The organism is Clostridium acidisoli DSM 12555, from assembly GCF_900176305.1.
Classification (GTDB): domain Bacteria; phylum Bacillota; class Clostridia; order Clostridiales; family Clostridiaceae; genus Clostridium_I; species Clostridium_I acidisoli.
In genome coordinates this window covers 1-22,407 of record NZ_FWXH01000002.1, presented here as the reverse complement: position 1 = coordinate 22,407, position 22,407 = coordinate 1, and the positions used below count along the sequence as shown (strand labels likewise).

At 30.5% G+C, this 22,407-nt stretch carries 21 protein-coding genes; 7 read left to right on the top strand and 14 right to left on the bottom strand.

The annotated features are described in order from the left end of the window. Positions 1 to 17: 17 nt before the first annotated feature. The 6 genes from B8978_RS00110 to B8978_RS00085 are packed head-to-tail and all read right to left on the bottom strand — an operon-like array spanning position 18 to position 6,284. Positions 18 to 1,097, bottom strand: a complete 1,080-nt coding sequence (locus B8978_RS00110) for an Ldh family oxidoreductase (RefSeq protein WP_084113253.1) — start codon at positions 1,095 to 1,097, stop codon at positions 18 to 20. 16 nt (positions 1,098 to 1,113) lie between these two features. Continuing rightward, positions 1,114 to 2,397, bottom strand: coding sequence for a nickel pincer cofactor-dependent isomerase, group 22 (locus B8978_RS00105; protein ID WP_084113252.1), 1,284 nt, complete (start codon positions 2,395 to 2,397; stop codon positions 1,114 to 1,116). Positions 2,398 to 2,431: 34 nt separating this feature from the next. After that, entirely contained in the window at positions 2,432 to 3,436 is a 1,005-nt protein-coding gene (locus B8978_RS00100; RefSeq protein ID WP_084113251.1) for an ABC transporter substrate-binding protein, read from the bottom strand. A gap of 21 nt (positions 3,437 to 3,457) precedes the next feature. Further along, positions 3,458 to 4,657 carry a threonine synthase gene (locus B8978_RS00095; RefSeq protein ID WP_084113250.1) on the bottom strand — a complete coding sequence of 400 codons (1,200 nt, stop codon included), beginning with the start codon at positions 4,655 to 4,657 and terminating at the stop codon, positions 3,458 to 3,460. Positions 4,658 to 4,688: 31 nt separating this feature from the next. After that, a complete protein-coding gene (locus B8978_RS00090) occupies positions 4,689 to 5,471 on the bottom strand; it encodes an ABC transporter ATP-binding protein (RefSeq protein WP_084113249.1) in 783 nt (260 codons plus the stop codon). An 18-nt stretch (positions 5,472 to 5,489) separates the two neighbouring features. Continuing rightward, positions 5,490 to 6,284, bottom strand: coding sequence for an ABC transporter permease (locus B8978_RS00085; protein WP_084113248.1), 795 nt, complete (start codon positions 6,282 to 6,284; stop codon positions 5,490 to 5,492). 304 nt (positions 6,285 to 6,588) lie between these two features. Between B8978_RS00085 and B8978_RS00080 the strand changes: the two genes are divergently transcribed. After that, entirely contained in the window at positions 6,589 to 7,458 is an 870-nt protein-coding gene (locus B8978_RS00080) for a LysR family transcriptional regulator (protein WP_084113247.1), read from the top strand. Between the two features lie 32 nt (positions 7,459 to 7,490). Here B8978_RS00080 and B8978_RS00075 read toward each other — a convergent pair whose 3' ends face one another. Continuing rightward, complete coding sequence (locus B8978_RS00075) at positions 7,491 to 8,462, bottom strand: ArsR/SmtB family transcription factor (protein ID WP_084113246.1); 972 nt, start codon at positions 8,460 to 8,462, stop codon at positions 7,491 to 7,493. Between the two features lie 4 nt (positions 8,463 to 8,466). Next, entirely contained in the window at positions 8,467 to 8,886 is a 420-nt protein-coding gene (locus B8978_RS00070; RefSeq protein WP_084113245.1) for a DUF3842 family protein, read from the bottom strand. A 222-nt stretch (positions 8,887 to 9,108) separates the two neighbouring features. On the opposite strand from B8978_RS00070, the gene cbiQ reads away from it, so the two are divergent. The 3 genes from cbiQ to cbiM all read left to right on the top strand — a co-directional run bounded on the left by cbiQ (position 9,109) and on the right by cbiM (position 12,132). Continuing rightward, positions 9,109 to 10,062, top strand: a complete 954-nt coding sequence (gene cbiQ / locus B8978_RS00065) for a cobalt ECF transporter T component CbiQ (RefSeq protein ID WP_084113244.1) — start codon at positions 9,109 to 9,111, stop codon at positions 10,060 to 10,062. Beyond that, positions 10,055 to 10,873, top strand: a complete 819-nt coding sequence (locus B8978_RS00060; protein WP_242950437.1) for an energy-coupling factor ABC transporter ATP-binding protein — start codon at positions 10,055 to 10,057, stop codon at positions 10,871 to 10,873. Before cbiQ ends, B8978_RS00060 begins: the two co-directional genes overlap by 8 nt. A 221-nt stretch (positions 10,874 to 11,094) precedes the next feature. Beyond that, positions 11,095 to 12,132, top strand: coding sequence for a cobalt transporter CbiM (gene cbiM / locus B8978_RS00055; protein WP_084113243.1), 1,038 nt, complete (start codon positions 11,095 to 11,097; stop codon positions 12,130 to 12,132). Here cbiM and B8978_RS00050 read toward each other — a convergent pair. The 6 genes from B8978_RS00050 to B8978_RS00025 form a co-directional block, all read right to left on the bottom strand. Next, entirely contained in the window at positions 12,129 to 12,938 is an 810-nt protein-coding gene (locus tag B8978_RS00050; RefSeq protein WP_084113242.1) for an ABC transporter permease, read from the bottom strand. The genes cbiM and B8978_RS00050 overlap by 4 nt on opposite strands. A 3-nt stretch (positions 12,939 to 12,941) precedes the next feature. Next, positions 12,942 to 13,916 (bottom strand): ABC transporter ATP-binding protein, encoded by a 975-nt coding sequence (locus B8978_RS00045; protein ID WP_084113241.1) that lies wholly within the window; start codon positions 13,914 to 13,916, stop codon positions 12,942 to 12,944. 12 nt (positions 13,917 to 13,928) lie between these two features. Beyond that, positions 13,929 to 14,741 carry an ABC transporter permease gene (locus B8978_RS00040; RefSeq protein ID WP_084113240.1) on the bottom strand — a complete coding sequence of 271 codons (813 nt, stop codon included), beginning with the start codon at positions 14,739 to 14,741 and terminating at the stop codon, positions 13,929 to 13,931. Between the two features lie 221 nt (positions 14,742 to 14,962). Continuing rightward, the gene (gene pulA / locus B8978_RS00035) at positions 14,963 to 18,721 is read right to left on the bottom strand and encodes a type I pullulanase (RefSeq protein WP_176212555.1); all 3,759 of its coding nucleotides are present in this window, start codon (positions 18,719 to 18,721) and stop codon (positions 14,963 to 14,965) included. Positions 18,722 to 18,919: 198 nt separating this feature from the next. Beyond that, entirely contained in the window at positions 18,920 to 19,741 is an 822-nt protein-coding gene (locus B8978_RS00030; RefSeq protein WP_084113238.1) for an alpha/beta fold hydrolase, read from the bottom strand. 169 nt (positions 19,742 to 19,910) lie between these two features. Then, complete coding sequence (locus B8978_RS00025) at positions 19,911 to 20,180, bottom strand: CD3324 family protein (protein ID WP_084113237.1); 270 nt, start codon at positions 20,178 to 20,180, stop codon at positions 19,911 to 19,913. Between the two features lie 411 nt (positions 20,181 to 20,591). Between B8978_RS00025 and B8978_RS00020 the strand changes: the two genes are divergently transcribed. The 3 genes from B8978_RS00020 to B8978_RS00010 all read left to right on the top strand — a co-directional run. Next, positions 20,592 to 21,272, top strand: a complete 681-nt coding sequence (locus B8978_RS00020) for a DUF1287 domain-containing protein (protein ID WP_084113236.1) — start codon at positions 20,592 to 20,594, stop codon at positions 21,270 to 21,272. Between the two features lie 32 nt (positions 21,273 to 21,304). Continuing rightward, positions 21,305 to 22,108, top strand: coding sequence for a hypothetical protein (locus tag B8978_RS00015; RefSeq protein WP_084113235.1), 804 nt, complete (start codon positions 21,305 to 21,307; stop codon positions 22,106 to 22,108). 61 nt (positions 22,109 to 22,169) lie between these two features. Then, a partial coding sequence (locus tag B8978_RS00010; RefSeq protein ID WP_084113234.1) for a transposase occupies positions 22,170 to 22,407 on the top strand: 238 nt, incomplete at its 3' end.

Sequence of the window (22,407 nt, the reverse complement as noted above, 5' to 3'; positions counted from 1 at the left end):
ATCTTTTTGAACATTCTTTAAATATAATCTTTAATATCCAATTTAAAATTTTTGCAAATCTCCTCTATTTCTTTTAAAGTATTATCATTCATAGGAATTCCATTTTTAATTCTATCATTATATGCTTCAGCCTCTTTTTCTCCATGAATGTATATTCTATGTGCTCCTTGAGCTTTTTTAGATTGCCTTATTTCTTGTAGATATTTAGAAAAATTATTCTCAACAATTTTTTTATCGCCAAATATTCCATAATCAACTGCTATGAATGAATGACATGTCCCTGAAACACCACCTACATGTACATAATTAGCAGTTAATCCACCTGACAGAATTGCTGTAAACAGTTCAACCGCAAGTGCAAAACCATAACCTTTATGTCCTCCTAGCATTTCTTTGGCTCCACCTAATGGAACTATGCCTCCACCTTTTTTATTTGCTATATTATATAAAACTTCCTGTGCACTAAAGGCATCTTCACCTTTAGAATCAAGAGTCCAACCTACTGGAAGCTTTTCGTTCCTTTTGTTGTATACTTCTATTTTGCCTCTAGTTACAACGCTTGTAGACATATCCATTAAGAAAGAATGTGGAGTTGCTGGCATAGCTATAGCAATAGGATTACTTCCCATCATGGCTTCTCTCCCAAAAATCGGAACTGTGATTGCTGGAGAATTGGTCATTGAAATACCAAGAAGCCCTTCTTTTTCTGCCATTTTTGCGTAATATCCAGCTATTCCATAATGATTAGAATTATTTACCAAAACTATTCCTATTCCTGAACTCTTTGCTTTTTCTATTGCCATATTCATGGCTTTTTTACTAACTATCTGTCCTATACTTTCATTTGCATCTATAACAGTGGATATTTGAGTTTCTTTAATTACTTTTATTTTTGAATTTACTTTTATAAGACCATTTTTTATTTCTTTATAATATTTCGAAAGTCTCTGTATTCCATGAGATTCAATTCCAAATAAGTCTGAAAGTAATAATACATCAGTTATTGTTTCACTATCTTCTTCATCAAATCCAAACTTTTCAAAAACTACATTGCATAGTTTTTTTAAATTTTCATATCTATATTTTTTATAGACCATTATATCCTCCTTAAATTTAAATTTTATCCCACGAAAATTTAGGTTCCCCTTTGTAAAATTTCACATCTTCAGCTTCAGTTAGAACCTCCAATTTGGGATTTGATTTTACTTGTTCTAAAATAGGTTCACTAATTATAATGTTTTCTAATTCCATTGTATTTTTTATCCAAACAATTTTATGCTGTCCACCCATAACACCATTACAAGTTTTAACTGCAATCTTTATGGCATCCTCTGAATTTGATGCAACCATAGGTATTTTACATGGTTCCATATATGTACTAGTAAAGCAATTTGTGTACATAGCTATAAAGTCTATTTTATCAAACAATCTTCTAGTAATAATATCTGAAACACCTACTCCATTTGCATTTCCATGGGATTCTTTAGTTATATCAAGAATAACACATTTTTTAAACTGAGGTCCCCCACTAACACACCCTGTAAAATATAATCCAGTTACATTCGGATCTTGTCCATTACCACTTATATTTTTGCCTATTTCATCTATTACAAGTACATCAAATTTAGGTATAAATATTTTTCCCATAAGCTTTCTACTCTCTTCAAGTAGCGCTGCTTCCTTTTTTAAATTCAATATTTCATCTTTATTTATAACTTCTATCTTATAGGTTTCATCATATGCATTTTCAACTATAGCCACTGCAAATAAGAGTTTTGTTTTTCTTGCTATAAGCCGTCCTACTTCCGGTATTAATTCAGGAAATTTTTCAAACCCCTTGCTATGAATTGACTCTGCTCCTTTTTGTTTTCCAAGACCGATACAAAGCATTTTACAAACTCCACTTTCAATTTTACCTCTAAAGCCTGTATGTGGTTTTACTCTAGGTATTATAACTATTCCATCAGCTAGAAGTGCACTTTTTGCCACATATACTGGTAAATCCAATCCATACATTCCTATAAGTTCTGTATCCATAGAAGCATCTATACTAGTTCCCATAGTAGTCTCATTAATTCCATATGAATCTAGAATCTTCTTCTGTCCAGCTTCGTCTCCTCCTCCATGACTACCCATAGCTGGAACTATAAAAGGTATAGCTCCAGCTTCTTTTAAACACTCTATAACTGCTTTGGTTATTATATCAATATTTGCTATTCCACGACTTCCAACACCAACTGCAATTCTTTTATTGCTTAAATTACATAGATGTGCTTTAAATCGTTTTTTTACTTCCTCTTTAATGTCTGTAATTCTGTCACTTCTAAAATTTTGTCTTAACTTTAAAAATTTAGGTAATTGTATTTCTTCAAATTTGCTCAAATTGAGAGAGTTCATAATAACACCTTCTATTAATTAAATACCTGATGTTTTACTTTATTCCTGCGCCTTCTAGGTAAGTTTTGTCTATAAGATCATTTATATTTACATCTTTTCTTATAGTATTATTTTCTCTTAAAGTTTTGATAGTAGATGTAAGTGATTTTACAGCCTCATCTGTAAATCTAACATCAAGATCTTCCTTATCAAGGCCTTTTCTTGCGATATCTTTATTTAATTTAAGTTCTTTTGAAAGTATATCTGCTGCTTTATCTGGATTTGCTTCAACCCACTTTTCTGATTTATTGTAAACCTTCAAAAGTCTTTTAACTATATCTGGATTACTTTTTGCAAAGGAATTACTCGCTAGAAGTAGGTTAACTTCATACTTTAGGTTAGTTCCATCACCTATTTTATAAGCTGCATTTTCAGCCTCAATAGCAGATGCATATGGTTCCCAAACAATTGCTGCATCTATGTTTTTTGAATCAAAAGAAGTTTTTATATCTGTTGGCTGTAAGTTAACAAGTTGTATATCACTTTGTTTAAGTCCAACTGATGCTAGATACCTATTAAGAAGCATATGTGCAGAAGATCCAACTGTTACAGCAACCTTTTTTCCCTTTAAATCCTTGGCTGATTTTATGTTTGAGCCGGTTGCCGCAAGTATTGAATTTAATTTATACCCTTGTGCATATACGCCTATGGCTTTAACATCAACATTATTTGCTTTTGCTTGAATCGATGGTTGATCCCCAACTCCACCTATATCTAGTCTTCCACCAGCAAAAGCCTCAATCATTGGTGGCCCAGATACAAAACTTTCAAATTTAATATTTATATTATCTTTTTTAAATTCATCTTGAAACCATCCTTGATTTTTTGCAACAATTACAAGTGTATGATTTATTCCCGGTTGATACCCTATTGTTATTTCTTTTGGTTTAGACGAATTTTTGTTGCTTGCTGTTGAGTTTGTACTACTTCCCCCATTACATGCTGTAAAAGATAATATACTTATTAGAATTATTGAAATTATAGCAGTAATTTTTTTCATTTTATTAGCCCCCTATTATATTTAAATATCTGAATCAATTTCAAGTATCGGTAGTTTTTCGTCCACTAAGTTTGCATATTTTAGCCCACTTCCAGTATTTAAAAGTACAACCTTCTCCTCTTCTTTTAGGAACCCATCTTTAACTAATTTATTAACCGCAGCAACTAAAGTTGCTCCTTCTGGTGCTATGAATAATCCCTCTGCTTTAGCTAGAAGATTAAGAGATTCTATAATCTCAGAATCCTTCACCTCAACTGCTGTTCCTTTACTTTCCCTAACAGCATCAAGTACTAAAAAATCTCCTAGTGCTTTAGGTACACGAATTCCACCTGCTATAGTATTTGCATCTTCACAAAATTCAGATGCTTCTTTGTCTTCATTAAATGCTTTTACTATAGGATTGCAACCTTCAGATTGTACTGCTATAAGTTTTGGAATTTTATTTTTTATCCAACCCAATTCTTCTAGCTCCTTGAAAGCTTTCCATATACCAATTATTCCAACACCACCTCCAGTAGGATAAAGAATAGCATCTGGAAATTCCCAATTGAAATATTCTGCAATTTCAAGTCCCATGGTTTTTTTTCCTTCAATTCTATATGGTTCTTTAAGTGTAGCTGCATCAAACCATCCATGCTTTTTTACACCTTTGGCTATTATTTTGCCTGCATCAGATATGAGGCCTTTTACAAGATAAGTTTTTGATCCATATATATATGCTTCTTTTTTAGCTAAATCTGGTGCATCATATGGCATAGCAACCACAAGTTCAATTCCTGCTTTAGCCGAATAAGCCGACCAAGCACCACCTGCATTTCCTGCTGTTGGCATTGCTATTGTTTTTATACCTAGTTCTTTAGCTTTTGATACACCTACCGCTGCACCTCTTGCTTTAAACGTTCCAGTTGGATTAAGTCCTTCATCCTTAATATATAAATTTTTTAGTCCTATTTTATCTCCTAATTTTTCTAATTTAAAAACTGGTGTATCTCCTTCCCCTAGAGTAACTATGTTTTTTTCATCCTCAACTGGTAAAAGTTCTTTAAATCTAAATAGCCCTTTTTCTCTGCCTTTAAATACATTTTTGTCCACATTCTTTTTTATCGCTTCCAAATCATACCTTACAAGCAAAGGTGCCCCACACTCACATAAATTATGTACTTCTTTTGACGAATACTTATTACCACATTTTGAACATTCTAAATAACTAAAATAACTCATTAAAAATTTCCCCTTTCGTTTATGTTTAAATTTATATAGTATATGAAAATGGATTTTCTACTTTTGTAAAAAATTCATTATATATCTCACTTTTGACATAAGTAAAATCATAGCTGCTCCTATCACGAGGTCTTGATAAATTTACTGGTACTATTTTTTTTATTTTCCCTGGCCTGCTAGATAACACTACAACTCTGTCTCCAAGATATATAGCTTCGTCTATATCGTGAGTGACAAGTATCATAGTAGTTTTTTGTTTTTCCCATATTTTCAAAATTTCTTGCTGCATATTAATACGTGTCATAGCGTCTAAAGCTCCAAAAGGTTCATCTAATAACAAAAGTTTAGGTTTGTTTATAAGTGCCCTTGCAATACTTATTCTTTGCTTCATACCTCCTGATAATTGACTTGGATAAGCCTTAGCAAAATTATGTAAGCCAACTAGTTCTAGCTCTTCCTCCACTAATTCTTTTCTCTCTGAATTCGATAACTTTTTGCTAATACCAAAAGCTATGTTTTTTTCTACTGTAAGCCATGGGAAAAGTCTAGACTCCTGAAAAACCATCCCCCTATCAACTCCTGCACCTTTAATAGACTTTCCATATGATAAAATGCTTCCTGAAAAATTCTTATCAAGACCAACTATCATTCTAAGAAGAGTGCTTTTACCACATCCACTAGAGCCTACAATGCTTAAAAACTCTCCAGCATCCACAAATAGATTTATATCATTTAGTACATTAAAGTCTCCACTATCTATTTTAAACGTCTTGTTTAAATCTTTTATTTCAATAGCCTTCTCACTTTTATTCATATTCACATTTACCTCCCTCTAAGCTTCACTATTTGAATCCCATTTTATAATCACAACTTGTAATTTTTTTATTAAATAATCGATTAAGAATCCCACTATACCTATTGAAAACACACCAACTAACATAACATCTGGTTGAGATAATTCTCTAGCATATGCTATTTGATATCCTATTCCCGAAGTTGCAGCAATAATTTCTGCTGTAATAACACTCATCCATGCACTACCAATTCCAATACGAAGTCCAGTAAAAATAGACGGTAGTGCTGATGGGAATACAATTTTTACTAGAGTTTCAAGTTTATTTTTTTCTAATATTGTTGAGACTTCTAAAAGTTTTTTATCTGAACTTTTTATGCCATGAATAGTATTTATAAGTATTGGCCAAAAACTTCCTATTGCTATTAATGTTACTTTAGACCCTTCATCTATTCCCATCCAAAGTATAAGCACAGGTACCCAAGCTACAATAGGTATTGGTCTTAAAAAACCTATTAGTAAATCTAAAGATTTTTCTACACCTCTAAATAATCCAATTGTTATTCCTAAAACTATTCCTAAAAAAGCACCAATTGCATATCCCTTTAGAACTCTTGATATGCTTATGTATAAATTTTTAAACAACTCCCCGCTTTCAACAACATTTAAAAAAGCATTGTATATTACATGTGGAGATGGAAGTATAGCTGACTTAATAGTCCCATTATCACTTAAAAATTGCCATAATATTAATATTAATATTGGAACAATCAATGCTATAACTATGTTTTTAATTGTCTTGATTATTTTATTTAGAACCTTATTAAAATTCACATTTACACCCCTTTCACTTTATCATGTATGCGCCCAATAATATATTTAACCTATCGGAAAACTATATTATTGGGTAAAAAAAATTTCTATTTCTTAATATTATAAGATAGAAATTGCATATTAATCTGCTATGTTCCTTGTAATAAATTTAAATTTTTTAATAAATTTCTAAATTATCGCTTTTATAATTCCTTAACCTTGTGTATGATTATAACAAACACATATGTATATTTCAAATATTTTAAAAATATCAATTCAATACCTAATCGGTATAAATGGATTCGTAGAGAGGTGACCTTCAAAAATGGACATTAGACAACTTAGATATTTCCTGACTATTGTAGAAGAAGGTAGTATAACTAAGGCTGCCGCTAAATTACATATAGCACAACCACCGCTAAGTCATCAATTAAAATTACTTGAGGAGGAACTTGAAATAAAACTTATAGAACGTAATACAAGGAAAATTCAAATAACTGATGCTGGAAGAATACTACAATATCGTTCTAAACAAATTCTAGAATTAGCAGAAAACACAAGACAAGAACTGAAGGATTTAAAAGAAGGTTTTAAAGGAGTATTATCTTTAGGAACTGTTCCATCTTCTAGCACTACAATTTTACTAAACAAATTAAATGAATTTCACAACAAATATCCTCATGTTAATTTTAAAATAAGAGAGAGTAATACTTCTGAAATATTAAAATTACTATCCATTGGCACAATAGAAGTAGGTATTATTTTAACACCATTTAATTCCGAAAAATTTGAATCTCTTTTGCTTCCTAGTGAACCTATGATGGTAGCAGTTAAATCTAACATGTATTTTAGTAGCACTGAAACTTCAGTTGATTTAAATGATTTAATAAATAAGCCTTTAATAATAGATAACAAGTTTAAGGACATGCTAATCACTTCATGTCAACAAGCTGGTTTTGAGCCAACAATTCTTTGCGAAAATGAGGATGCACGAGCAGTACTTTTATGGGTTAATGCAGGGATTGGCATAGGTATAGTTCCTAAATCAGCAGCTAATTTAATTCCAAGTTTAAATTTAAAATACATAGAAATAAATGAACTATCCTTAAAAACCAATCCTGCTGTTGTATGGTTAAAAAACAGATATTTATCTGATGTTGTTAAAAATTTTATCGACATTTTTAAATCAGTATGAATATACGGATTTTTAAATTTATAAAAATAATTTTAAAAATCCACATATTCATGTAGCTCAAGAGGAATACTGTCTATTAAAAATGTATTTAAGTAATAATAAATATAATTTCCTTCTCGCTCTTTATAAAGTAATTCCACATCATAAAGTATTTTTAAATGTTTTGATATGCATGCCTCTGTAAAATTTAGTTCTTTTGCAAGGCTTTGCGTTGAGCCTTTGCTTTTGCTTAATTTTCTTATTATTTTAAGTCTAGTTTCATCAGATAATGCTTTCATCAATTTTAATAAATCCATTGGAACCTTATCAATTTTTGTGTCCAAATGAGCAATAGTTGTAACTTGAACCATTTCTTTGCCATAGTCCATTAAAAGGTGTGGACTTATAAAACTACTTACTCTTATTATTAATCTCTCTAACGTGTCAAACGGTATTGTAAACAATGTGAATTTGTGAAATAAAAAAGCTTCTTCTGTTACTTCTATTCTACTATGTAATTCGTTAACATAATTTAAAATTCCATTACTTGCGCATAATTGTGAGTCTCTCTTAAGACAACGTATCAATAGAGGCTCTATATATCTGAGTTCCTTTTCAAAATAAGTTAAATAATATTCTTTTAAAACTCTAACCATTTTACTCTTAAGCTTTAAGTTAAAATCAATATATTTAAGTTCATTATATTTTTGGAACACAAGATTAAAATCCCTCTCACTTAAATCATCCATAAAATCCAATGCAGACATTATATTAAAATCATCACACTGTGCATAAACGTTGCATAAATCCATTATGCCACACCACTCACATGTTATCTTCCCGAAATAAACCAATTCTTCATATAAATTATTCGTGACTGTTTTTTTTGTTTTTTCAGCCCAAACAATTCTTTCTAAATGATGTTCTGAATTTATAAGCACATGAATGCTACATAACATTTCAAATAATGGAGAGTATGTAAATTCAATTTTCCAATTGTCTTTATTTGCTGTATATACCTTCATAAAATCACCTTTTAAATTCTTTTTTTATAGCCATTACAATTTCTTCAATCATTTCTTTTATTTGAAGATTTCTCGTTCCTGGAATATAAATACCATGTTTTTGTAGAGGAAGCAAATATTTTATACAATCAATATCTAATATTGATTGTGAAATGTTACCTGTTATTTCTCCATTTATAGCTCCGGTGCACAATATTCCAATTGGTCCAATTATGCAATCAATTTTATTTGTTTTTAAAAATGTACAGATAGCTTTTTCTCCACTAATACCAACATTTGCACCAGCTTTTAGCATATTTGATGTGGCTACAGCATTTGTTCCAAGCGCCACTATACATACATCAGTATTTATCTCCTTCAGAATTCTTTTTATTATTGTTTGTCCAATTCCTGCTCCTTGTGCATCAATAACCACTACTTTCATTATTATGTCTCCCTAAAAAATTTATACATTCTCACTTTCTTATTGATAGTGTTCTATTTAAGTATATTACTTTGTGCTAACTACAAGTCAAGCTGTTTACAATTTTTTTTTGATTTAGTATAATTATATAGGTATTACTAAGGTATATCAATTAGTGTTTACACTATACACATATGTAAATATTTAATTAACCACTAAACTAATTATACGAGGAGAATTTAAATGAATTCTAAAACTGAAATACCAGAGTGGTTGTTAAACAATGGAGAGCTTGGCATGTGTCCATGCGGGTGTATCGGAAAAAGAAAGAAAGTCAGCTTTTTAGAAAAAACTGTTAATGATATTGCAAAACTTTTAAAGGAAGTCATCTTTTTTGAAGATATAGCTTATGAAAAAGGTTTTTTACAAAAATTAGACCCAAGGGTAAAGATAATATCTTTGCTTATACTAATTTTAACAACTACTTTGCTTCACAATGTGCTTATATTGACTATTATATATTTATTATCATGTATTTTAGCAAAAATATCATATTTGTCCTTAAAATTATATTTCAGACGAATATGGATGATTATACCTCTTTTTACAGGCCTGATGGTATTGCCGTCAATTTTTAACTTTGTAAGACCTGGCAATAGTTTAATTTCACTTATAAATTTTGGCCATCAATTACATTTAGGCCCATTTGCATTTCCAGCAGAACTTACTATTACAAAACAAGGAGTAACTGGCGCTATTTTGTTAATTGTCAGAGTTGGTGTAGCAGTTTCTTTAGCTTTTTTATTTACTTCTACCACACGCTTTTCTAATTTGCTTAAGGCATTTAGAGTTTTGTTTTTACCAAAAGTATTTATAACAATCTTGGAAATGTGCTATCGTTATATTTTTATGTTGCTAAATATTACAACAGATATGTTTGTTGCAAGAAAAAGTAGAACTTTTGGTAAAATTGATTCAAAAGAGGGACGACGTTTTGTCTCAAATTCTATAGGAAGCCTGTTTGGTAAAAGTTATACTTTAAGTGAAGAAGTATATAGTGCTATGCTATCAAGGGCTTATAAAGGAGAACCAATTATTATAAACAGATTCAAATTTACGCTGCTTGACTTTCAATGGCTTTTATTTTTAATAATTTGTGTTCTTGCAGCTTTTGGAGGTGAAATTATTCTTGGATAAGAATAAAATAATGCAGCTACACAATGTGTCATTTGAATATTTAACCAATGAACCTGTACTTAAAGATATAAACTTAGATATTTATACCGGTGAAAAGTTAGTTATTTTAGGAGCTAACGGTTCAGGTAAATCTACTCTTCAGAAAATTCTTAACGGTTTGATATTTCCAAGTAAAGGCGAATACAAGGCATTTGGTGAACTTGTTACTGAAGAAACATTAGATGATGAGCAATTTTCAGAAGCTTTTCGTAAAAGAATTGGCTTTATATTTCAAAATTCGGATGCCCAATTGTTTTCCGCCAATGTGTGGGAAGAAATAGCCTTTGGCCCTCTCCAGATGAAACTTGATTTTAATGAAGTAAGTAAACGAGTAAATGAAGTTATTCAAATGCTTGGTTTAGAAACTTTGCAGGATAGACCACCTTATAAATTAAGTGGTGGTGAGAAAAAGAAGGTAGCTATTGCTTCAATATTGTCAATGAATCCTGAAGTTTTAATATTGGATGAACCCACTAATGGCTTAGATCCACGCACCCAAAGATGGCTTATTAATCTATTGTTAGAACTCAATAAGGCTGGCAAAACTTTAATTACATGTACCCACAATTTAGATATTGTTGACGAGATTGCTGATAGAGTATTAGTTTTTAGTGAAGAACATAACATAGTTGCTCAAGGCTCACCACAAGATATATTGTCAAATAAAGAGTTATTACTTTCTGTAAATCTTATAGATGAGCATTATCACAGACATGTCCACAGATTTGATTCAAACGAAAATCATAGTCATTATCATAGCCATGAACTATAATTTTCTTCTTTAATCATATAAAAGCAGTTGTTTTAAGTTAAATTTAATTATATAATTAACTAGTATCACGAAGATACAAGTAATGGCTTAAAAGTAATATTCAATCTAAAAATAATGTACCACGAAGGTTCATTCCTAATAAAGGAAACCTTCGTGGTTATTTTTTGAATAAAATATTTATATGAATATGAAACTAATTTTTAATTTTAGGAGGAGATAAAATGCACATACCTGATGGATATTTAAGTCCACAAACTTGCGCAATAATGGGGGCTGTTATGGTTCCCGTATTAGGCACTGCAGCCGCAAAATTAAAAAAAACATTAAAAGATAAGCAGGTTCCTTTATTAGCAATTGGAGCAGCTTTCTCCTTTACAATTATGATGTATAATATACCTATCCCTGATGGAACTACAGCACATGCAGTTGGTGCTTCTCTTTTGGCCATCATTTTAGGACCTTGGGCTGCCACAGTTGGAGTAAGCATTGCTCTCATAATTCAAGCTTTTTTCTTTGGTGATGGTGGTATTCTAGCACTTGGAGCCAATACATTTAACATGGCATTTGTAATCCCTTTCGTTAGTTATTATATATATAAATTAATAGCTGGTAATTCTGAAATATCTTCAAACCGTAGATTTATTGGCTCAATTATAGCTGGATATATGGGAATTAATATGGGTGCTTTATGTGCTGCAATAGAACTTGGTGTTCAACCATTATTATTTCATACACCAAATGGTACCCCTTTATACTCACCATATAGTCTTATACAAACTGTTCCTGCCATGTTGTTTGCCCATGTTACCTTAGCAGGACCATTAGAAGCAGCAGTAACAGGCTTCTCAGTAAAGTATCTGCAAAAATCAAATCATGCCATGCTCCAAATTTATCCACCTAAAAAATTAACAACTGAAAATTTGGAGCTTGTAGGTCTTAAAAAGAAGTATTGGTATGCATTGATTGCTTTAATTATTTTTGCGCCTCTAGGATTATTAGCTCATGGTACCGCCTATTCAGAATGGTCCGGGGATGAGTTAAAATCAAGGCTTGGATTTATTCCAACAGGAATGACTAAGCTCGGTGACAAATGGAAAGCATTGCTACCAGATTATTCTATACCCGGATTCAATAGTACTTTCTTAAAATCTTCTTTAGGTTATGTCTTTTGTGCAATTGTTGCTTTAGCATTTATATTGTTATTAACTTCAATTTTCAGTTTTTTTAGAAGAAGAAAGAACACAGACAAACTTGATTAAAACAATGTCATATTACCCGTTTTTTTAGCATGTTTTTCTCCTAACTTTAAACAAACATTTATTAATATAAACATAAATAATATTATAAATATACTGCATATAATAAAACTTTTAACTTCACCTAAATTGTATCCGGTTAAAAACACTTTTCTAATTGCATCAAGTGCATAGGTTAGTGGAAAAATTAAGCTTATACACTTGGCCCAAAGCGGAAATATTGTTGTAGGCACTTTAACTCCAGAAAATATCTCCATAGGTTCCTCTAATATGGTAAATAAAAAACCTGAATCCCTTGAAAAAAGAAATAATGCATTTAAAAGCATCCCCCACATAATTGCCATAAGTACCATAAGCAAAAAAGTTATAATTGCTGCAGGAATATTTATATTGAGATACTGATGTTTTAATATAAATATGCTTATTGAAAACACAGCCATAACCCAAACACTTTCAAATAGAGATGACAATGCATTTCCAAGTATTACAGCTAGCCTATTTACAGGCGAAAGATATATATATTCTAAGGTTCCAGATATCCTCTCAAAAGAAAAATTCCATGCTGATTGCACAAGCGATCTAAAAAAGCTCATGCAGATATATCCTAAGAGTATGAATATCAATAGATTTTTCCCATTAAGGTACGATACCGTGCTACTTCCAATATTAAAGGGTTTAAAACTAAAGTATGCAGAAATAAAACTTAATACAGGCCAGATAAAAAGAGACACATATATTACCTTGCTATGAAAATAAACCTTATGCTGTTTAAGCATTTCGGCTTTCATAGCTTTAAAAAAATTTATCATAAGTTAGGCCTCCTTAGCAAACCTTATTATAGCGTCTTCAAGTTTTGGTTCTTCCTCGTAAAGCTTTATAATAGGCACATTATTGCTCATACAAAATTTTGACAAAGTTAAATTCAAGTCTAAAGCCGATGTTATAGTAAATACATTTTTACTATTATCCTGCTTAATAATTACAGACTTGTCTTCTATACTGCAAGCACTACATAACTTTTCATAAATACTAAAACCTTCTTCAACTTTCAAATAAATAGTTTTATTTTTAAGACCTAATGTTGCAAGCTGTTTTGGTGTACCCTTTTCGATAATTTCGCCCTTGTTTAAAATGTATACATAATCACAAAGCTCCTCAATTTCCTCCATATAATGTGAGGTAAGAAGTATTCCCTTTCCTTCTTCACAGGCAATTTTTTTAACATGACTTCTAAGTTCTTTTGCTATTAGTGCATCAAGTCCAAGCGTTGGTTCATCCATAAATATATAATCAGGATTATTTATAAGTCCTCTGGCAATTTGTAGTCTTTGTTTCATACCCTTTGAATAATTTTCAACAGGTGTATCTTGCTTTTCAGTAATTCCAACTAATCTTAAAAGTTCGTCTATTCTTCTTGAAAGAATTTTATTTTCGATACCGTAAATCTGCCCGTAATACCAAAGATTTTCTCTTCCTGTGAGCCTCCAATATATCATTCTTTCTCCGCCTGCTACCATATTTATTCTCTTTTTGACTATCATTGGATTCTTTATTGCATCAATCCCATCAACATCAATACTTCCAGAGGTCGGTAGTAATAATGTTGAAAGCATTTTTATTGTTGTTGTTTTGCCAGCTCCATTTATACCAAGAAGACCTACAATCTTTCCTTTTTCAATTTCCATGCTTATGTTTTTTACAGCTTCAAGATGTGTTTTTTCAGATTTAAAAAATCCTTTTCTAAGTTTTGTCTCATATATTTTTTTTAAATTTTTTACTTTAATCATTATAAACTCCCCTTAACCTTGAATTTTTTCTAATGCTATGTATTCAATTCTTTTCATAAGCTTAAAGCCTATAACACAATACGCAGCACTTAATATAAATACATAAAGCATAGTACCCATTTGATCTTTTATCCCAAGTCCTAAAAGTGATGAACCTCTTATTAACGTTACTGCATCCGTTATTGGTATTAGGTTAGATGCCACTCTAACTACTTTTGGAAGATATTGAACTGGATAACTTATACCACATAATAAAAATAAAGCTAAGAAAAGAGTATTTTGAGAAATATATGTATCCCTAAAATACAGCATTATACAAGCCAAAACCATTGATAATGAAAAAAATGAAAAAAGACTTATAATAAATGAAATTATAAATGAGATTAGATTGAAGTTTGGAAATTTAAGTCCAAATGGTATGCTTACTACAATAGCAATTATTATTTCACCACTGGTAGTAATTGTTTGTTGAAGCATACTACCTACAAAATATTGTATTCTGTTGAATGGAGCTATCATAATGCTTTCAAGCGTACCCGTTCTAAGTTCAGTTATTAAACTTCTACTTACATTTAGACATGTTCTAACAACATATAAGTAAACAGCTGTTCCAACAATAACATAACTTATATAATCGCCAGTACCTGCATATTGCTGAAATGAAGTTTGCATATTGCCTTTAAAGAGTAAATTATACATAAAAAATGCAGAAAGCGATGTATATACGCCTGTTAGAAGATTTCCAATAAAAAATTCTTTTGGATAAGCTCTTAGTTGAACAATAAAGTTTCTCACAAATGTTGCGTTTAGAGTTTTAAAATTCATAAAAACACTCCTCTGATGATTTTAATTAACTGATTAGCTAATCATCTAATACTATTCCTTAAGGTGAAAGAATTATAATCATAAGCCTGTAGCTTGTCAATACTGAAAAAGTTAAAAAGGTGCTACTTCCTCAAAATGAACTTATCAATCATTTCAAGGAGTAGCACCTTATTTCTTATTCCTGCACTAATTATTTTGGAATTAAAGCATCAAATATATGTCTATATTCTTTTTTTCTTTCTTGCAAATGCAATAATTAGTGCACCAACCAATATTAAAATACTTCCACCTTTTATTAAATCTAAATTATTAATAGCAGAGCCTGTTTTAGGTAAAACTAATCCAGTTGGTTTTTCAAATGCAAAGTAATCACTACAATGATCAAGTGTAATAGTTATATAGCCATTAGCGTCAGCTTTATACTCACCAACAATTTCATAAGTATTTTTATCTGAATAATACCTTGCTATTGTTAATGTCTTATTTGCCCACTTAGCTCCAAGTAATACAGTAACTGTAGCTTTTCCTGGAAGCGAACCATCATAATTAAAAGAGAATGGAGCTATATCTGTTGCTTTCCCAATTAAAGCTTTTACTTTTGCCTCCTCTTTTGCTTTTAACTCAGCACTAACATTTTTTAATGCTAAATCTATATCCATTGTTGTGTAATTTGTAATATCTTTTCCTCTAAAGGTCCAAGTTACATTTCCAATTGATATAATAAGAGTTTTATTTGTTCCTTTTAGGGCGTTAAAAACATCTTTTGATATTACACTATTTTTATTTGCATCAACTAATATTGTTGATATATTTGTATCTTGTATTTTGCTTTTTATTTCATCAATATTATTACTAATTTGAGCCGTTCCAGTTTTGATATTTCCAGAAGTTGAACTGCTATTATTAGTATTGGGGTTTGTATTACCACTATTATCAGAGTTTCCTCCGTTATTAGTATTACCGCCATTATTGTTTCCATTAGAACCTTTGTTAAAACTTTCTGAATCAGCTAATACCATAGATGTTCCTGCTGGTACTACAACTTTAGAACCAGTAATCGTACCAAGATCATCTGTTCCTGCTTTTTCACCTTTAACAACCACGGTCCACCCTGCTGCTGGAAGATTGACCTCTGTATCTTTTTGTCCTGCATTTATAACTACAGCTATTTTGTTCCATGAGTCATTATTTGCATTGTTTGAAATAGTGTAACCAATAGTACTGTCATTAGTATCAAAAAAGTTTAGATTTTTCTGAATTTCATCGGTAGTAGCCATTCTAAAGGCTGGGTGAGCTTTTCTAAGTTTAATAAGTCCTTCATAATAGTTAACAACATTTTTATAAGTATGTTTTCTGTTCCAGTCAATTTGATTTACCGAATCAGGTGAATTATAGCTGTTGTCTACAAAACCTTTTCCACTTGGATCAGGTTTAGTACCTAGCATTTCTTGACCGTTTTGAAGGAATGCTATACCTTGGGAAGTTAATACTATAAAACTTGATTGCTCATCCATTTTTATTTTTTCTGCTTCCGTTGCATCTGGCTTAGCTAAAGATATTCTGTCCCAAAGTGTGTTATTATCATGACAAGACACATAATTTACAGTTTGAGTTGGCTCTTTTGCCCAAGGCTTTGATGCATAAGGAGCTTTTGCATAGTCAATATCCTGGTGCTGAGTTGATGCCACAATCCCAAATTTAACTTGTTCCTTTAATTCTGCCATGGTATATGGCACCTTTTCATCATTTAACCAAGTACCATTATAATCTGTAAACCCTCCAGAAGTAGCATTAAATACATGCCCTTTTACCCCATCTCTCATATCATCACTAAATGAAGCTATTCTGTCACTAAGTTTGCTTTCATTTGTTTTAGTTGCTTTTTGAGCATCGGTTATTGTTACCTCATTGCCAAGATCCCATCCCTCACCATACATTAATATATTTGGGTTGATTTTGTCTAATGCTGCTCTCACATCATTCATAGTATCAACATCATGTAGACCCATAAGATCAAATCTAAAACCGTCTATATGATATTCCTTTGCCCAGTAAGTCACTGCATCTATCATATATTTTCTATACATAGATCTTTCGGAAGCTGTATCATCTCCACACCCTGAGTTATTTACCATTGTCCCATCTTCATTTTCACGGTAATAATAATCCGGAACAGTCTTGGTAAATGAAGACGACGTGTAATCGTAAGTATGATTGAATACGCTGTCCATTATTACTCCTATTCCAGCTTTATGAAGAGCTTCTATCATTTCTTTCATTTCCTTTATTCTTATACTTCCGAAGTATGGATTAGTAGAATAGCTACCCTCTGGAGCTAAAAAATTTTTAGGATCATATCCCCAATTGTAATTATTTAAATCTAACTTGATCTCATCAATGCTTGCAAAATCAAATGAAGGAAGAATATGAACTTCGTTTACTCCAAGTTCCTTAAGATGATCAATACCTGTAGCTTCACCTTCGTTACTCTTTGTTCCTGTCTCTGTAAGTCCCAGAAATTTTCCTTTCATTTTAATACCAGAATCTTTGGATACAGTTATATCTCTAATATCAACTTCGTATATTATGGCATCTGTCTGATTTTTAAGCTGTGGTCCTTTATCATTTTGCCAATTCATAGGATTAGTTTTTGAAAGATCAACTACCATACTTCTATCACCGTTAACCCCAACTGCTTTTGAATATACATCTTGAGTTTCATTGGTTTTACCGTTAACTGTAATTTCATATGTATAGTAAATTCCAGCTAAATCACCAGTTTTATCTATACTCCAGACACCTTTATCGTATTTTTTCATAGGTACAGTTCCAATAAGATTATTACCTGATCCTTCACTATATAGTTTTAATGATACATTATCAGCAGTGGGCGCCCAAACTTTAAAAGTGGTTTTAGTCTTTGTGTAAGTTTCACCTAAATCATCTCCACTATAATCATAAAGAGCCTTAAAATCATCACTGCTTAATACAGCACCTAGTGTCACATTCCCACCTTTGTATTGGTCAATTGCAACTGTATACTTAGTATTTAAGTCCAAACTATCTGTTGTCCTAATGTCACCACTTTTTTTATCATCTGAAAGTTTAATTGTTGCATTTAATTGTCTATTGCCACTCATTAATTTTACAGAATTTGAACTATCAACAGCTACATTAACAGCAAACTTAATATTGTGAAAGTCTTCAAGCTTTGCTTGATCTATTTTTCTTGATTTATCCACCTGATCTGGAGAATAATAAATATTTGCATCCTTTTGAAGTAAGTAAACATCGAGATTTCCCTGTTTATCTGCATATGCAAGATTTATTGTTCGATTTGCATCAACATCTTTTTCTGACCAGTCAGGTTTTCTAACAATAACACCCATACCACTAACTCCCTCCATATTGTCTAAAGTATATGAGGCTACTTCCCCATAGTTGTCTGTTGAATTAAATTCATAAGCACTGCCATTACCATTTAACGGCCACATCCATAAATCCCAGTTTGAATAATTGTTATCAAATCTAAAATAATGTACTTTTAAATTTACTTTATTATAATTATAATTTAGAGGTTTTTGCGTAATTTCAGGGCTGCCTTGCTTATCTGTTGATTTAATATATACATCTACATCTCCCTTTGAAGTATCAACATATATATTATCAGAGTCTTTGTCCCAATTATCTGTTTTTACAATTATTCCTACTTTTGTAGTACTTGGAGTAATATTTATTGCAGTAAATGCACCATCTTCATCTTTGCCAGTGAAAGTGTATCTTAAGCCGTTACCGTTATTTGCAGCATCCCACACCCAAAGATTCCATTTAGAATAGTCACCATCTGCTCTTAGATAGTGAATTTTAACTGTAGTAGTACCAGTAGGAACTGCTTTTACATTTATTGTTCCAGTAAAAATTGATATCATCATTATACATACAGTTATAAGTGCTAGTAATCTTTTTCTTGTAATTCCCATAAAAATCCCCCTTAACATAAAATGAACAGATAAGATTGCGCAAACGTTTCCATAGATTCAGAAAGCTATCCTCCTTTTTTATTGTAAACGTTTAATCTCACATTGTTATTTTATACCACATTTTATGGTAATACAATAATTATTTTACTGTTTATTCCATAATTTAACTCATCATGAGATAAATTGCATTTCATTCTCTTATTGTTGTTCCTTTACTCTTGAAATCCATTCATTAATTAATGAATTAAATAGTTCTTCCTGTTCTATTTGCAAATTATGTCCCGCTCTATCAAGTACAGCAAAAGTCGCTCTTGAAAAGTTTTCTAATATATTCCATGCATCTTTATATCCCATGCAATCATCCTGCCTTCCTAATAATATAATAGAAGGTTTATCAAATTTTTTATTCATTTTATCTGCATCAAATGATAATCCGTATCCATTTTCCATAAGGTTTTCTAAAAATTCATTGTTCGCTACCTTAACCCCTGACAATATTTCATTTTGATATCTTTCATATATTCTTTCACTTTGTACTACCGCAGAAGAATTAAAGTCTTCCCCCTCCTCTAAAGTTAGTTTGGATAACAACATCTTATCTTCTACTAGAATAACATGCTCAGGAACATTTCGTTTTCTATAATCAGGTATTAACAGTGGACAAATTAATAAAGCTCCATCAACCCTATCTTCCATCTTATATATTACTCCTGCTAACAAATAAGCTCCATATGAATTACCTGCAATTAAAAAATTTTCATCAGGAATTATTTCTTTAATAAAATCAATTATAATGTCAAGCATAATATCTGAATTTGTAATCCACTCTGCACTTTCTGATGCTCCCATACCAGGTAGGTCAATGTAAATCCTTTTATAATCTTTTTTAATGCTTTTTACATTTTCCATACACCCCAACATTAATCTGTGATCCACACAATATCCATGTAACATAATAATTGGTATTCCCTCACCAATAATCTCATAGTTTATCAATACATTTTTTATCTTACGCTTCATTTCTTATACTCCCTTACTTAATATTCTAATATTTATATATTCTCTACTATCCGTACAGTCTTATTTTAATTTTTATATATACAAATTTAAAGATAATAAACATTTCTATATGATTTTTTATACAAAAAAAAGCTACCACTCATTATAAAAAAGAGTAGTAACCTTATATTTATTTATTTTTTGTATATACAATTTTCCTTATGCTATGCTCCGAAAGAAAAAACTCCTCAGCTAAATTTTTAATTTTATATCCACTAATATATTTGCTACGTATATTCTCATTCCTATCTTTTATATAAATTTTACTTCCTGAATTTTCTCCCCATTTTTTTCTTTTTTCTAATTGGCATGGAATATATATATATTCACCTTGAATATATTTTTGAATCTCCTTAACTAAATTATCTGGTAAAATTGTTTCAACCTTTACATATTTCACAAAACTCAGCTCCCTAAATATATATTAAAAATTAAAGAGACAAAGTCTGCATATATGAACTTTAAATATTAAAAAAACACTATATTTATAACCCCTGTACAAGTCTCCTTTTTATGCCATATTTACAGACTTTGTGCAGAGTACTTTGAGTTGATCACGTTCTAGAAGTTCAAATCTCATATTCTAAATACCTCCATTAAGTTTTCATTTTATAAATAATACCAAATATCCTGTAAATTATCAACTTATTCCTATAACAATTCAAGAACTTATTCTTAATCTGCATAATTTTAAATTCATTAAATTGATAAATACATCCAAAAATGTTACTATTTATTTAAAGTACTGTATAAGGGTAATGCTATAAAAACTATAAATCATTTTAAAATTAATCTTACAGGGAGAAAACAAATGAAAAAAATTTTTATTTTTATAATTTGCGTATTTGTAATTGCTATAACATCTTTATTATGTTATAAAAATTTATTTGATGAAGACCCACTTTCTTTTATTAAACCGAAAGTTGAAATTGATAATGTTCGATGTGCCAGTGATAAAAATAAAAACGGTATTGATGATCTTGATGATATAGTTGTTGGTGCACGCCAAGAGACCGTTAATAAAACAAAATATAAAGATGCTTATTATGTTGGTGGTTACCCACCAAACAATGAAGGTGTCTGTACTGATGTTATCTGGAGAGCTTTAAAATATGCTGGATATGATTTAAAGACTGCTGTTGATACTGATATTAAACAAAATCCAAAGGATTATTCAGAATCAGTAAAGACTCCAGACCCAAACATAGACTTTAGACGTGTAAAGAATTTAAAAATCTTTTTTAAAAAATATGCATTAAGCTTAACTACTGAGGTAATCCCTAATGATAAGAAGAACCTTTTCCATTGGCAACGAGGTGATATAGTAGTTTTAGATAATCAAGAGCATATAGGTATTATATCAGATAAGAGAAGACGTGATGGTGTACCTTACGTTATTCATAATTCATATCCAAGTGCAAGAGAAAGTGATTCACTCTTAATTTGGTACAAGCAAAATAGGATAGTTGCACATTTTAGGTTTCCAAAATAAAACCAAGCATATTTTATTAGGTGGTGAAATTTATGAAAAATTCAAAAAATATATTACATAAAGCAAAAATAGGTGATAAAAAAATCCAAAGAAATTTAGCTATTGCTTGTATTTCAGCTGTAGTTATTTTATGTTTCATTTTTTTACTTTTGAAAATCACTATTTTAAATGATAAAAATTCTAATGTTATGAATTCCACTAAAAATTTCAATACAGAAGTTGGTAAACAAAATTTAAATAATACTATAATAATTCCTTATATGAATTCTCAAATTGTAACAGGTAACAACTTGGTTTATTGTTCTACTTTTCAACTTGCTTGGAATGAATTAAAAGATAATATTATTAAAGGTAACATTATTATTGATGGAAATCCTGCGGGTGTTAACTTTTTAAATGAAGGACTATCTACAAAAAATGATATTTCAGAAAAATATTATTTAGCTATGGCTGGCTATAATAAGGATGATATTATAGGAAAAATTAATAGGAATTTAAAAGAAAAGTTTGGTGGTAGTGCTCCAAAAGTCACCGAAAAACTAGTATATCCAGAAGATATATTAGCTTATTCATATCTAAACGTTGATTTGCAATTTATGTATAAATTTAACGAGCTAAATCAGCCAATAAATTTTAAAAATACCAAAGTAAAAGCGTTTGGAATAAAGAAATATAACTATAGTGATGCTAAGATAGGAAACCAAGTAAATATTTTATATTATAAAAATGATTCAGATTTCATTATTAACTTAAAAACTCAAAACTCAAAAGATGAAATAATTTTAGCTAACATAAATCCTCAAAATACTTTACTGGATACCATTCTGACCCCATAACAGTCTTCGACAGTTTCTAACGAGCATGGTAATATAAGAATATACGATGGAGGTTAGAAATATGGCTAGAAGAAAGTTTACACTAGAAGATAAAATTAAGATTGTTGATGAGTTGAATAATGGTTTAACTCATGCTCAAGTCTGTAAGAAATATGAATTGACATCATCCACTCTATGTACCTTTAAGAATCAACTTGGTGTAATTAATGCTACAGAGCCTAAAGATTATAAATCAAGTATTAAAGAAAAAGCATTGGAAGATGAAAACCGAAAACTTAAAGAACTAATTGGTAAAAAAG

What these genes read in the sequence shown, in the direction of transcription:
- B8978_RS00110 (WP_084113253.1), bottom strand. Translation starts at nt 1,097, where the DNA reads ATGGTCTATAAAAAATATAGATATGAAAATTTAAAAAAACTATGCAAT.
- B8978_RS00105 (WP_084113252.1), bottom strand. Translation starts at nt 2,397, where the DNA reads ATGAACTCTCTCAATTTGAGCAAATTTGAAGAAATACAATTACCTAAA.
- B8978_RS00100 (WP_084113251.1), bottom strand. Translation starts at nt 3,436, where the DNA reads ATGAAAAAAATTACTGCTATAATTTCAATAATTCTAATAAGTATATTA.
- B8978_RS00095 (WP_084113250.1), bottom strand. Translation starts at nt 4,657, where the DNA reads ATGAGTTATTTTAGTTATTTAGAATGTTCAAAATGTGGTAATAAGTAT.
- B8978_RS00090 (WP_084113249.1), bottom strand. Translation starts at nt 5,471, where the DNA reads ATGAATAAAAGTGAGAAGGCTATTGAAATAAAAGATTTAAACAAGACG.
- B8978_RS00080 (WP_084113247.1), top strand. Translation starts at nt 6,589, where the DNA reads ATGGACATTAGACAACTTAGATATTTCCTGACTATTGTAGAAGAAGGT.
- B8978_RS00075 (WP_084113246.1), bottom strand. Translation starts at nt 8,462, where the DNA reads ATGAAGGTATATACAGCAAATAAAGACAATTGGAAAATTGAATTTACA.
- B8978_RS00070 (WP_084113245.1), bottom strand. Translation starts at nt 8,886, where the DNA reads ATGAAAGTAGTGGTTATTGATGCACAAGGAGCAGGAATTGGACAAACA.
- cbiQ (WP_084113244.1), top strand. Translation starts at nt 9,109, where the DNA reads ATGAATTCTAAAACTGAAATACCAGAGTGGTTGTTAAACAATGGAGAG.
- cbiM (WP_084113243.1), top strand. Translation starts at nt 11,095, where the DNA reads ATGCACATACCTGATGGATATTTAAGTCCACAAACTTGCGCAATAATG.
- B8978_RS00050 (WP_084113242.1), bottom strand. Translation starts at nt 12,938, where the DNA reads ATGATAAATTTTTTTAAAGCTATGAAAGCCGAAATGCTTAAACAGCAT.
- B8978_RS00045 (WP_084113241.1), bottom strand. Translation starts at nt 13,916, where the DNA reads ATGATTAAAGTAAAAAATTTAAAAAAAATATATGAGACAAAACTTAGA.
- B8978_RS00040 (WP_084113240.1), bottom strand. Translation starts at nt 14,741, where the DNA reads ATGAATTTTAAAACTCTAAACGCAACATTTGTGAGAAACTTTATTGTT.
- pulA (WP_176212555.1), bottom strand. Translation starts at nt 18,721, where the DNA reads ATGGGAATTACAAGAAAAAGATTACTAGCACTTATAACTGTATGTATA.
- B8978_RS00030 (WP_084113238.1), bottom strand. Translation starts at nt 19,741, where the DNA reads ATGAAGCGTAAGATAAAAAATGTATTGATAAACTATGAGATTATTGGT.
- B8978_RS00020 (WP_084113236.1), top strand. Translation starts at nt 20,592, where the DNA reads ATGAAAAAAATTTTTATTTTTATAATTTGCGTATTTGTAATTGCTATA.
- B8978_RS00015 (WP_084113235.1), top strand. Translation starts at nt 21,305, where the DNA reads ATGAAAAATTCAAAAAATATATTACATAAAGCAAAAATAGGTGATAAA.